The sequence below is a fragment of the Pseudomonas sp. R84 genome (assembly GCF_009834515.1).
Classification (GTDB): domain Bacteria; phylum Pseudomonadota; class Gammaproteobacteria; order Pseudomonadales; family Pseudomonadaceae; genus Aquipseudomonas.
The window spans coordinates 3,464,602-3,477,021 of sequence record NZ_CP019426.1 but is presented as its reverse complement, the minus strand read 5'-3'; the positions used below and the strand labels follow the sequence as shown (position 1 = coordinate 3,477,021).

11 protein-coding genes are annotated in these 12,420 nt (G+C 60.8%); all 11 read right to left on the bottom strand.

Features of this window, described 5'->3' with window-relative positions; genetic code table 11:
• Positions 1–23: 23 nt before the first annotated feature.
• Positions 24–1,202: an MFS transporter gene (locus tag PspR84_RS15350; RefSeq protein WP_160057943.1), complete on the bottom strand. Its 1,179-nt coding sequence runs from the start codon at positions 1,200–1,202 to the stop codon at positions 24–26.
• A gap of 200 nt (positions 1,203–1,402) precedes the next feature.
• Entirely contained in the window at positions 1,403–1,921 is a 519-nt protein-coding gene (locus PspR84_RS15345) for a GNAT family N-acetyltransferase (protein ID WP_160057942.1), read from the bottom strand.
• A 36-nt stretch (positions 1,922–1,957) separates the two neighbouring features.
• Positions 1,958–3,553, bottom strand: a complete 1,596-nt coding sequence (locus tag PspR84_RS15340) for a glycosyltransferase family 39 protein (RefSeq protein ID WP_160057941.1) — start codon at positions 3,551–3,553, stop codon at positions 1,958–1,960.
• The gene (locus PspR84_RS15335; protein ID WP_160057940.1) at positions 3,550–4,929 is read right to left on the bottom strand and encodes a UDP-glucose/GDP-mannose dehydrogenase family protein; all 1,380 of its coding nucleotides are present in this window, start codon (positions 4,927–4,929) and stop codon (positions 3,550–3,552) included. Before PspR84_RS15335 ends, PspR84_RS15340 begins: the two co-directional genes overlap by 4 nt.
• Positions 4,926–5,330 (bottom strand): 4-amino-4-deoxy-L-arabinose-phosphoundecaprenol flippase subunit ArnF, encoded by a 405-nt coding sequence (gene arnF / locus PspR84_RS15330; protein ID WP_150751353.1) that lies wholly within the window; start codon positions 5,328–5,330, stop codon positions 4,926–4,928. The genes PspR84_RS15335 and arnF overlap by 4 nt, the downstream gene beginning before the upstream one ends.
• Positions 5,327–5,671, bottom strand: coding sequence for a 4-amino-4-deoxy-L-arabinose-phosphoundecaprenol flippase subunit ArnE (arnE, locus tag PspR84_RS15325; RefSeq protein WP_160057939.1), 345 nt, complete (start codon positions 5,669–5,671; stop codon positions 5,327–5,329). The genes arnF and arnE overlap by 4 nt, the downstream gene beginning before the upstream one ends.
• Entirely contained in the window at positions 5,668–7,320 is a 1,653-nt protein-coding gene (gene arnT / locus PspR84_RS15320; protein ID WP_160057938.1) for a lipid IV(A) 4-amino-4-deoxy-L-arabinosyltransferase, read from the bottom strand. The genes arnE and arnT overlap by 4 nt, the downstream gene beginning before the upstream one ends.
• Positions 7,317–8,201, bottom strand: a complete 885-nt coding sequence (gene arnD / locus PspR84_RS15315) for a 4-deoxy-4-formamido-L-arabinose-phosphoundecaprenol deformylase (protein ID WP_160057937.1) — start codon at positions 8,199–8,201, stop codon at positions 7,317–7,319. The genes arnT and arnD overlap by 4 nt, the downstream gene beginning before the upstream one ends.
• Positions 8,201–10,192, bottom strand: a complete 1,992-nt coding sequence (gene arnA, locus PspR84_RS15310; RefSeq protein ID WP_160057936.1) for a bifunctional UDP-4-amino-4-deoxy-L-arabinose formyltransferase/UDP-glucuronic acid oxidase ArnA — start codon at positions 10,190–10,192, stop codon at positions 8,201–8,203. Before arnA ends, arnD begins: the two co-directional genes overlap by 1 nt.
• A complete protein-coding gene (gene arnC / locus PspR84_RS15305) occupies positions 10,189–11,205 on the bottom strand; it encodes an undecaprenyl-phosphate 4-deoxy-4-formamido-L-arabinose transferase (protein WP_160057935.1) in 1,017 nt (338 codons plus the stop codon). The genes arnA and arnC overlap by 4 nt, the downstream gene beginning before the upstream one ends.
• The gene (gene arnB / locus PspR84_RS15300; protein WP_160057934.1) at positions 11,202–12,350 is read right to left on the bottom strand and encodes a UDP-4-amino-4-deoxy-L-arabinose aminotransferase; all 1,149 of its coding nucleotides are present in this window, start codon (positions 12,348–12,350) and stop codon (positions 11,202–11,204) included. Before arnB ends, arnC begins: the two co-directional genes overlap by 4 nt.
• Between the last annotated feature and the right edge of the window lie 70 nt (positions 12,351–12,420).

Here is a 12,420-nt window from a genome sequence, read left to right as displayed (position 1 = left end):
CATATTAATGCATATTTAGTGCATTAATTTTGTATTGAAGCGACGCGGCGGCCACTCACAAAGCATAAATAGCCGCCCACCGCCGCCAGTGCGCTCAAGGCGTAGAACATGCTCGGCGCGGGTGTGTGCATCAGCAGAAACCCGCACATCACCGGGCTCGCCGCACCGCCCAGCGCTGCGAGGTTCTGCGCGCCGTAATAGCTGCCGCGCAGTTCTTCCGGGGCGAGGGTGTCGACAAACAGAAAGTCGGCCGGGTAAATGATCATCTCGCCCAAGGTGAAGATGAACATCGCCACGCACCAACCGACCAGACTGTCGGCCAGACTGAAGCCGATCAGGCCGATGATGAACAACGCGGTACCGCCGGCGATCCAGTGGCGCAGGTGCTCCCGGGTGAGTAATCGGCCGACTTGGTACTGCAACAGAATCACCGTGACCGCGTTGCAGGCGAGCAGGGCGGCCATGGTGTCCAGCGTTTGTTGCTGGGTGTGGGTCACCAGCAGGTATTGCGACAGGTACAGGGTGAAACGCCCGTGCACCAGCGTGCTGAGCAGGCAACCCAGAGTGAACAGAATCATCGTGCGGTCGTTTTTCAGGATGATCAGGGTTTTCAGAAAACTTTGTGGCTGAGCGACCGCGGCGACCGGGTTCACTTCGCGCGCGGCACCGAACAGCAGAAAAATGCTGCCGATGGCAATCGCGCCCGCGACGATAAACGGCGCTGACGGCTGAACGCCGGCAATCACCACGCCAATCATCGGGCCGACGGCGTAACCGATGTTGGTCAGCGTGTAGTTCAGGGAAAACGCCTTGACCCGCTGGCCCACCGGCAGGTTTTCACTGAGGATGGCTTTAGAGCAGATGAGGAACAGCGCCGACGCCGTTTCGCTGATGATCAGCACCAGGGTGACCAGATACAGATTCTGCGCGAAGGTCAGCAGGATCAGACCGATACCGCTGGAAAGCATGGTCAGGATCAGCAACTGGCGTTTGTCGAGCCGATCAATGATGTAACCGCCGTACAGCGACAACAACGTGGCGCTGAACACCGCAATGCCCAGCAGCAGACCGACATCTTGCGGGTTGAGGCCGAGCTTGTTGCTGAGGAACAGCGTCAGCAGTGGGCTGATCAGGGCGCGGCTGATGACGACGGTCAGCGAGCTGATCATCAACCGGCGGATGAGGCGCGAGTAGGTGGCCACGAAGGGTCAATGTCCTTATTTCAAATGCCTGGCGGGGGTACGCCATCCTTACCGGGCGGCCATCACCGGTCAAGCTGCCACACCGCATTTCCTCTGTTGGAGTGAGCCTGCTCGCGATAGCGGTAGATCTGCCAATGAAGTGTTGAATGTGCAGACGCTATCGCGAGCAGGCTCACTCCTACAGGGGATTTGTGTTGTCTTCAGGAAAGGGGCAGGCGCATCGCGCAGCGGCGCTCTGCGGGAAAGCCGAAGAGGACCTCGGCTTGCAGCGCATCGCGCAAATGGCGATCGGTGTGTGCATGCGTCAACTCGACAAACCCCAACCTCTGATAAAACGGCGCATTCCACGGCAGATCGCGAAAAGTGGTCAGCGTCACTGAGTTCAACTGCATCGCGCGCGCTTGTTCAATGACGGCCGCAACCAGTGCACGACCCATGCCTTGTCCTTGAAAAGCCTGACTGACGGAGAGCTCCTCAATGTGCAGGTGCTGATCGATGTCTACAGCACGAACAAATCCAGTCAGTTGCCCATCGCTATTTTCAGCAACCCAGACGTACGCCTGTTCGATGGCCTGCCGATGTCGGGCAGCATCGGGCACCTCGGCATCAGCCAGCCACGCCAACGGCGGATCAAGACGAAACAATTGCGCTGCCGAACGCTCGATCGCGGGGAGGGCAACCGCGTCAGCAAGGCTGGCGCGGCGTACGTCGAAGGTCATGTTGAGGCGCATCCTGTCGGTCAAGAGCTGGACAGGTTACGGTTTCAGCCACAGCAATACATAGTCGTTTTTGTCGAAACGCCCGTTCAACACCGGTTGCGCGCTTTCCAGCGGCGTGCCCTTGAGGGAGGGTAGATCACTGCGATCCATCATCAGCCACGCCGGACCTTTGATCGCCTCCACTTGCTGGATCGAGTCGCTGAACTGCGGTTGCAGGTCCTGCGAGAGATTGACCATGAACTTGATCGCTTTCGCGTCCTTGCCCATGCCATGCAACACCAGCGGCGCCGGGTTTTGCTGAACCTGGGCGAACACCGCGTGGCTGAATGACTGGGTGTCGTACAAACGCCGTTCCACCGGTTCGAAGACCGCCGCATACACCATCCACAGCGCCAGCACGGCACACAACGCCAACAGTTCGGCGCGCCAACGCGTGATCAACAATCTCGACAGAGCCAGCAGTTGAAGAACGCCCAGCGCGAGCAAAACAATGGAAACTTCACTCAATTGCTCGGGAAAGCGCCGTTGCGCGACCAGTAAAACCACCAGCAACAAGCCCGGCGTGACCAGCCACAAGCCCATGATCAACCCGCGCAAGCAGCGAAACACCCGCCCATGCGCCACCTGAAACGGATACGCCGCAATGACCGCCGCCATGGGCAGCATCGGCAGCAGATACCGTGCCTTCTTCGCCTGGGGAATCGACAACCCGACCATCACAATCAGGGCCGCCGCCGCGCAGTACTGCACCAGACGCAGCGCCGGGCCACGCTGTTGCGGCTTGCTCAGCCAGGCCGCTGCCAGCACCAGCAATGCCAACGGATAGGCCAGCGCATAGTTACCGAAGGAGCTGGTGAAGTAATACAGCGAACCGCTGACGCCTTCGCTGCCGTCCATGCGCCCCATGAACTGCATGCGGATCACGTCCTGCAGGAACACCGGGCCACCGCTGACCTGTGCCAGCCATAACAACAACCCGACACAGGCGACCAGCAACAGCGAAGCCAACACACCGAACACCAGCAACCGCGACCATTCACGGTTGAGCAGGTAATAACTGCAGAGCATTCCGGTCGGCACCACCAGACCAATCGGCCCGCGTATGCCGAAACCGAGCAGCAGCAATACGAAGATCAACGGCCAACGACGCCCGCCGCCAAAATGATCATGGGCATAGCCCAGATAAAACACTGCGAACGCCGCACCCGCGAGCATCAAGTCCTGCGACACCGCGCGCACTTCAGTGACAAAGCCACTGGTGAGCATTAGCAAGGCAATACTGATCAACGCCCAGGGCCGTGAGTACGGTGCCAGCAGGCGATACATCAACGTCACGATCAACGCGCCCGCGATTGCGCTCGGCGCCCACGCGGTCAACGCATTCACCGCGCCAAACGGCAACGACAACAGCCAGATGAACAGCGTCGAAACCGCTGAGTAATCCGCGTAAGGCTGACCATAGGTGGTCGGAAACACCGTCGGCTCATGGCGTAGCATCTCTTGCGCGAACAACACAAATCGCGAGTCGAAACCGATCGGGGCCTGCCCGTGGACCCCGGCCATGAACAATAAAAACGCCAGCAGCCCTGCGATCAGGGACTGCCGGCGAATCTCAGGCGATAACGCGATCAAGCAACGTCGGACGCATTCGGCCACTGTTGCAGCGGGATCGGCAGTTTGCGCGATTCGCCACGGCCCATCGGGAAGTATTGGAAGCCATTGCGCGCCAGACGCTCGGCGTCGTAAAGGTTGCGCCCGTCGAAAATCACCGGGCTGTTGAGGCGCTGTTTGATCAGGTCGAAATCCGGTGCTTTGAACTGCTGCCACTCGGTGCAGATGATCAACGCATCGGCGCCGGGCAAGACCGATTCCGGTGTGCCCATCAGCATCAGTTTCGATTCGTTCGGGTAAAGGTTCTGGGTTTCCTGCATGGCTTCCGGGTCGAAGGCGCGCACGCTGGCACCGGCGGCCCACAGTTCTTCCAGCAACACGCGGCTCGGCGCGTCGCGCATGTCATCAGTGTTGGGTTTGAACGCCAGGCCCCACAGGGCGAAGGTCTTGCCGCGCAGGTCGCCCTTGTAGAACGCGTTGATGCGCTCGAACAATTTGTGTTTCTGGCGCTGGTTGATCGCCTCGACCGCTTGCAGCAAGTCGCTGGAGCAATGCGCTTCTTCGGCGCTGTGGATCAACGCGCGCATGTCTTTCGGGAAGCACGAACCGCCATAACCGCAGCCTGGGTAGATGAAGTGATAACCGATGCGCGTGTCGGCACCGATGCCCTGGCGTACCGACTCGATGTCGGCACCCAAGTGTTCGGCGAGTTCGGCGATCTGGTTGATGAAGCTGATCTTGGTCGCCAGCATGCAGTTGGCGGCGTACTTGGTCAGCTCAGCGCTGCGCAGGTCCATGAACATGATGCGGTCGTGGTTGCGGTTGAACGGCGAATACAGATCGCGCATCACGTCGCGCACGTCATCGCCTTCGCAACCGATAACGATACGGTCCGGCCGACGGCAGTCGGCAACGGCGGAGCCTTCCTTGAGAAACTCCGGGTTGGAAACGATATCGAATTGCAGCAGGCGGCCGACCTTGATCAAGGCTTTTTCAATGTGCGTGCGCAGGGTGTCGCCCGTGCCCACCGGCACCGTGGATTTTTCCACGAGAATCAATGGCTGCTCACGATGGCGGGCAATGGCATCGCCGACCGAAAGCACATAACGCAGATCCGCCGAACCGTCCTCACGCGACGGCGTACCCACGGCAATAAACGCCACCCGAGCGTGCTGCACGGCGAGCTTTTCATCGGTGGTGAATTGCAGGCGTTTCGAATCCAGACCTTCGCGTACCAGGCTGGCCAGCCCCGGTTCGAAGATGCTGACATGACCCTGGCGCAACAGGTCGACCTTCTTCTGGTCGACGTCCATGCACACGACATCGTGGCCGACTTCGGCCAACACAGCCGCTTGCACCAGACCGACGTAACCGCTGCCAAATACTGTGATTTTCATGGAGCACTCCTGAATTCGGGCGCACGAGCCGGACGAGTGTTGATGGTGATGACCCCGAGCATGACCAGCGCCACGCCCAGTGATTTGGTGAAACTGAAGGATTCGTTGAACAGCGGCAGACTGGCCGCCAGCAGATACACCAGCGCATAGCTGATGCTCAGCAGCGAGTACGCCCGGCCCAGCGGCAGATCGCGCAGGGCGGCGAGCCAGCAGAGCATCGACAGCGCGTAGGCAAAAATCGCCGCAACGACCACGGCCAATGCACGCAGGTCGAGGCTGTCGATGTGCAGCCATTGTTCCGGCACGGGCAGGCGGGTCATGCTCCAGCGCATGCCCAGTTGCGCCGCGCTGACGAGAAACACGCTGCCCAACGCGAAGGTGATGCCACGACGTTGATTCATGTCTGTTGCCCCAGCAGAACCACGCCGCCGATCACCAACGCCACGCCAAGCCAATGCTGGCGGTCGATGGGTTCACGGAAGACGAAGCGCGCGATCAGGGTGATCAGGACAAAGTTGAGGCTGAGCATCGGATAAGCGACGCCGACTTCCAGCCGCTGCAGCACCAGCAACCAGACCAACAGACCGGAACCGAGGGCGAGCAGGGCCAGCCACAACCACGGCGAGCGCAGTTTGTCGGCCCAGGTCGACTCGACGCCGCGCCAGCTCTCCACCGCGTATTTCTGCCCCACTTGGCCCAGACAGGTCAGCAGGCACGCGGCCAACAGCAGCAACAGGCTCATGACGCCTCCTTGGGCAGGATCATGATCACCAGGTTGCCCTGCTCGTAACGGACGCCGTCCTTTGGCAACTTGTCGATTTCGTCCAGTTCGTCCTGCCCCTTGACGCGCATCACCACGCCGACCGCACCGCTGCGGCGTGCCTCGCGCATCCACTGTTGTACGTGTTCGGGATCGACCCGCTGTTGAATGCCGTCAGGATAGGCAAGGCCATATTTCAATTCGCCTATCGTGTTGTACAACGCCACTTGCGGGGTTTTCAGGCGCCAGGCCAGTGCCGAAGCAGCACCCAGATCGTTGCTCAACAGGTGTGTGGTTTGCGCCAGTTCCGTGACGTGATGCTTGATGAACTGATCGGGCATCTTGTTGGCGACCACCGATTTCGGCAGCGCCGCTGGCAACACCGCGATCAGCAACAGGCTGCCCAGCGCCGGAGCCGCCCAGCATTGCAGCGGAAGCAAGGCTTGCAGCAGATTGGCGATGATCCAGCCGATCAGCGCGATAAACACCAGCACCATGCTGTGTAGTTCGTGGTCGTACACCGGTTTGCTCAGTTGCAGGTACACCAGCGCGATCAGCGTGACGACGCCCAGCAGCAGATTGAGCAACCCATTGATGCTCAGTGCCCGACCTTGCTCCAGACGCAAACGATCGGCCAACGCATCGCCCAGCAACAACGCCAGCGGCAGCAGGCACGGCAGTATGTAAGTCGGCAATTTGCCGTTGCTCAGGCTGAAAAACAGTAGCGGCATCAGCAGCCACAGCAGCAGGAACACGATTTTCGGCTGAGCGCGGGTTTGCCAGGCTTGCCTGAACGCCGTCGGCAACAGGCCGGCCCACGGCAGACTGAACGCCACCAGCAGCGGCAGGTAAAACCACCACGGCGCGTCGTGTTGCGCATCGTCCCCGGCAAAGCGACGAATGTGCTCGTGCCAGAAGAAGAATCGCCAGTAATCGGGCTCCTGCGCATGCACCGAGAGCACCCAAGGCAAGCTGATGAGGATCGCGATGGCAATCGCCACCTGGCCGAACATCAGCAGTTCTCGCCAGCGTTTTTGCCAGAGCATCCACGGTACGGCGATCAGCACCGGCAGCAGCCAGGCGAGAAAACCCTTGGTCATGAAACCCATGCCGCAGGCCAGCCCCAGCACGGCCCAAGCGGCCATGCGCTTGCCGCCGGTTTGACTGTCGAGGGCAAACCACAGCGCCACCAGACTCAGATTGACCCAGAAGGTGAATTGCGGATCGAGGTTGGCGTAGCCCGCCTGACCGGCAACGATGGTGAAACTCATGTAGAGCAGGGCGCAGACGAAACTTTTGCGCGGCTCGCTCCACAAGCGCCGGGCAACCAGATAGCACAGCAGCACGCTCAAGCCAGTGCTCAGCGCCGAAGCGAAGCGCACGCCGAACAGGTTCTGCCCGAACAACTCCTGACCCAGCGCGATCATCCAGTAACCGGCAATCGGCTTCTCGAAGTAGCGCAGGCTCATGAAGTGCGGCGACACCCAGTTACCGCTCAGCAGCATGTTCTGACTGATCTGTGCGTAACGGGTTTCGTCGGGAATCCACAAGCCGTGCGTGCCCAGCGGCAGCAGATAGGCCAGCAAGCAAATGACCAGCAACAGCAGTGGCAGCGTCCAGCGTTTAGTCATGCGTCTTGCACTCCCAGCCAGCCTTCACGGCCGTCGAGGGCGCCACGTTGTACGCGACCCATGGGCAAGGTGTTGAAGAACTCGGGCAACAAGTCGCCCAGCGGTTTGAAAGCGATGTTGCGCTGGCGTGCATCGACCAGCAGTTGACGAAAATCCTCAGCCATCAGAATCCCTTCTACTTCGGCGTGAATGGTGTAGACGTTGAGCTGTTGCGGACGAAAGTGGTCAAGGATAAACCCGTTGAAGTCCCGCGCTGCGACGATCGGGCCGACGACTTCATCGAAGGTCGGCAGATCCACCGGAATCTGCGGCGTGCCCGGCGTGCCGTCGGCCAGCAGCGGACGAAACAGGCGGTCGCCTCGGCAATCGCTGTTGTAGCGAAAGCCGAAGGCTTGCTTGGCCTCGATCACGCGCTCGTCCGCACGCCAACCAGCGGCGGCGGAACAGTCGACTTTCGCGCCGAGGATGTCGCTCAACGAGTCGACGCCCTGACGAATCTGCTCGATCAGTTGCTTGTCGCTCCAGGTCCCGGCGTTGGCCTGCCAGCCGTGGTGATCCCACGCATGCAGGCCAACCTCATGACCGGCATCGCGGGCCTGACGCATCAGGTGCCCGAGATCACGGCCAATCGGTTTGCCCGGCCACGCGGTGCCGGCCAGCAGAATGTCCCAGCCATACAGGCCGGCCGCATTGGAGCGGAGCATCTTCCAGAGAAACTGCGGGCGGATCAGGCGCCACAGATGCCGGCCCATGTTGTCGGGGCCGACACTGAAGAAAAACGTTGCCTTGATCTGCGCCTCGTCGAGCATTTCCAGCAAGCGCGGCACACCTTCACGGGTGCCGCGAAAGGTGTCGACGTCGATGCGTAGACCGGCCTGCATTAGCGCTTGTCCGCGATTTCGAGCATCGCTTCACGCAGGAAGAAGTCGAGCGTATTGCCAATGGTCTCGCGCATTTCCACGGTTGGCGTCCAGTCGAGCAGACGCTTGGCGTTGGCGATGCTGGGTTTGCGGTGCTCAACATCCTGATAGCCAGCGCCATAGAACGCCTTGCTCTCGACGTCGCGAAAACCGGCGAACGGCGGGAAGTTATCGCGCAGCGGATGCGCTTCGAACTGACGCAGCAGTTCTTCACCCAGCTGACGGATGCTCGCTTCGTTGTCCGGGTTGCCGATGTTGATGATTTGACCGTTGCAGACATCGTTGTCGTTATCGATGATCCGCGCCAGGGCCTCGACGCCGTCGGCGATGTCGGTGAAGCAGCGTTTTTGCTCGCCACCGTCGAACAGGCGAATCGGCGTGCCTTCCACCAGATTCAAAATCAACTGAGTGATGGCGCGGGAGCTGCCGATGCGGGCCGAATCCAGACGATCAAGGCGCGGGCCCATCCAGTTGAACGGGCGGAACAGGGTGAAATTCAGACCTTTGGCGCCGTACGCCCAGATCACGCGGTCCAGCAATTGCTTGGACACCGAGTAGATCCAGCGCTGCTTGTTGATCGGGCCGACCACCAGGTTGGAGGTGTCTTCGTCGAAATGCTTGTCCTGGCACATGCCATAGACTTCCGAGGTCGACGGGAAGATCACGCGCTTGTTGTACTTGACGCAGTAGCGCACCAGCTTGAGGTTTTCTTCGAAGTCGAGTTCGAACACGCGCAACGGGTTGCGGGTGTATTCGATCGGCGTGGCGATGGCCACCAGCGGCAGGACCACGTCGCACTTCTTGATGTGGTACTCGATCCACTCGGAGTGAATGCTGATGTCGCCTTCGACGTAGTGGAAGTGCGGATGGCTGCGCAGACGGTCGATGGCGTCGGAACCGATGTCCAGTCCATAGACTTCGTAGCGGTCATCGCGCAGGAGGCGTTCGGACAAGTGATTGCCGATAAAACCGTTAACGCCAAGGATCAGCACGCGAGTGCGACGTGGCGCACGGCCGGATTCGGCACCGCGCAACAGCGAGCCGTCGACCAGACCCAGTTCACTGGCCAGTTGCGGGCCACTGAGGAACAGGCCGTTGTCGTTGCGCTGACCGGAGAGGATTACCAGCGAGTCTTCGCCGCAGGCAATGCGCAGCGGATCGACGCTGATCACCCGGCCCGGCGCCTGGCTGTCGTTGCCCTTGGCAACTTCAGCGCTCCAGACGATCAGTTTGTGCTCGCCCACAGCGCAGAACGCGCCCGGGTAAGGTTGGGTGACGGCGCGCACAAGGTTGAACAACTGCTCGGCCGGTTTCGCCCAAAGCAGTTTGCCGTCCGCCGCCGTGCGACGCCCGAATACTGTGGCTTTCGATTCGTCCTGCGCGGTTTCACTGATCTTGCCTTGCAGCATGGCTGGCAAAGTGTCGCGCAGCAGATCCGTCGCGGCGATGCGCAGCTTGCCGTGCAGGCTCAGCGCGGTGTCGCTGCGTTCAATGGCCACACGCTGTTGGGCAACGATGGCGCCGGCATCGGCACGTTTGACCATGCGGTGCAGAGTCACGCCGGTTGCGGTCTCGCCGTTGACCAGCACCCAGTTGGCTGGGGCGCGGCCACGGTAGCTTGGCAGCAACGAGCCGTGCAGATTGAACGCGCCTTTTTTCGCGGTGGCCAGCAACGACTCGCTCAGCAGGTGGCGATAGTAGAAGGAGAACAGGTAGTCCGGATTCAGTTTGGCGATCCGCTCGATCCACAGTGGGTGATTGACGTCTTCGGGGGCGTGCACCGGAATGCCTTTGCGTGCGCACAGTTGTGCGACCGAGGCGTAGAAGGCGTTCTCTTTCGGGTCGTCGGCATGGGTGAATACCGCCGCAATGTCATAGCCGCTGTCGAGCAGGGCTTGAATGCCGGCGCAGCCGATATCGTGATAAGCGAAGACAACAGTTTTTGCGCTCATGAGAGAACCTGATCATTGGAGGAGGAGAGACCGTCGACGGTGATGGCGCGCGGCGGCATGGCGGGTTGGCCGCGCAAGACTTTTTCAACGAAGAAACGCGGGCGGGCGCGCACGTCGCTGTACATGCGCCCGAGGTATTCGCCGAGCAGGCCCATGCCGATGAACTGGCCACCGGTGAACACGAACAGCACAGCGAACAGCACGAACATGCCGTCACCGGCCCAGCCGGCACCGAACACCAGGCGCAGCACGATCAGTGCGGCGGCAAACAACACGCCGAGGCCAGCCATGGCAAAACCGACGATGCTCAGCAGGCGCAACGGCGTGGTGGTCATGCAGGTGATCAGGTCGAACATCAGGTTGAGCAAACGCATCGGGCTGTACTTTGAATCGCCGTGTTCACGCTCGGCGTGGGCGACGACGATTTCAGTGGTGTGGCGGGCGAAGCTGTTGGCCAGAATCGGGATGAACGTGCTGCGTTCACGGCAGGCGAGCATCGCGTCGATGATCGTCCGCCGGTAAGCGCGGAGCATGCAGCCGTAGTCGCTCATGGCGACGCCGGTGGAGCGTTGCACGGCGAGGTTGATCAGCTTCGACGGATAGCGACGCAGGGCCGAGTCCTGGCGGTTGCCGCGCACGGTGCCGACCACGTCGTAACCCTTTTCCGCTTCGGCGACCAGGCGCGGGATTTCTTCCGGCGGGTTCTGCAGGTCGGCGTCGAGGGTGATCACGACATCACCTTTGCACTGTTCGAAACCGGCCATGATTGCCGCGTGCTGGCCGTAGTTGCGGTTGAGAATGACGGCCACAAACGGGCTGTCTTCACGTGTCGCGGCTTCTTCCAGAAGGTTGGCCGACTCATCACGGCTGCCGTCGTCGACGAGGACGATTTCATAGTCGTGACGCAGCATGCGGCAGGCCGCTTCGGTGCGCCGCAGCAGTTCCGGCAGGCTGTCCTGTTCGTTGTAGACCGGGATGACGATCGACACACAGCGGATCGGATAGGTTTTCACAGGCGTTTGTCCATAAGGGTGGCGATGGCGCCGACCACGCGATCGAGGTCTTGATCGCTCATGTCGGGGAACAACGGAATCGAGCACAGCCGCGCCGAGTTCCATTCGGTGTCGGGCAGATACAGGTCGGGGGCACGCTGGCGATACCAGGTGTGCAGGTGAGTGGCGATGAAATGGATACCGGTGCCGATGCCCTGGTCCTGCAAGCCTTTCATGAAGGCTTCGCGGTCCATGCCGCAGCGCTCGCTGTCGATGCGCAGGATGAACAGGTGCCAGGCGTGGGTTTGTGCGTAAGCGGGCAGGGCCAGCGGTAGCACCGGCAAGCCTTCGAGTTTTTGCCGGTAGGCGGCAGCCAGTTCGCTGCGGCGGGCGTTGATTGCGTCCAGACGCTCAAGCTGCACCAAGGCAATTGCAGCGTTGATGTCGGCGAGGTTGTATTTGAACCCCGGCTCCATCACTTGCGCCTGCGGCTTGCGGCCACCGGTCAGCCGGTCGTAGGCGTCAACGCCCAAACCATGGAATTTGAGCATGCGCACGCGGCTGGCCAGGGCTTCGTCGTCGGTGACGAACATTGCGCCTTCGGCACAGGTCATGTTCTTGATCGCGTGGAAGGAGAAAATCGCCGTGCCCTGCGCGCCGACTTGGCGGCCCTTGTAACGGCTGCCAGCGGCGTGGGCGGCGTCTTCGATGACGGCGATACCGTGCTTGTCGGCCAGCGCGTACAGCGGATCAAGATCAAACGCGGCGCCGGCGTAATGCACCGGGATGATTGCTTTGGTGCGCGGAGTGATCGCCGCTTCGATACGCGCGGCGTCGGTCATCAGCGTGTCACGGTCGACGTCGACGAACACCGGTGTGGCGCCGAGCAGCGAGATCATGTTGGCCGTCGACACCCAGGTCTGCGACGGGGTGATGACTTCGTCGCCCGGACCAATGCCCAAAGCCAACAAGGTGATGTGCATGCCGCCGGTGGCCGAGGAAATTGCCACGGCGTGCTTGCAGCCGACATAGTTGGCGAAGTGTTCTTCCAGTGCCTGGCTTTTAGGCCCGGTGGTAATCCACCCCGAACGCAATACTTGTTCAACGGCGGCTATTTCTTCATCGCCGATACTCGGACGGGAAAACGGCAGAAACGCTTGACTCATAAGAACCTCGGGGCGACAGCCATCCTTCAGCCGATTGTCTGAAAAACACGGAATTTCAAAGGGTTGAGAT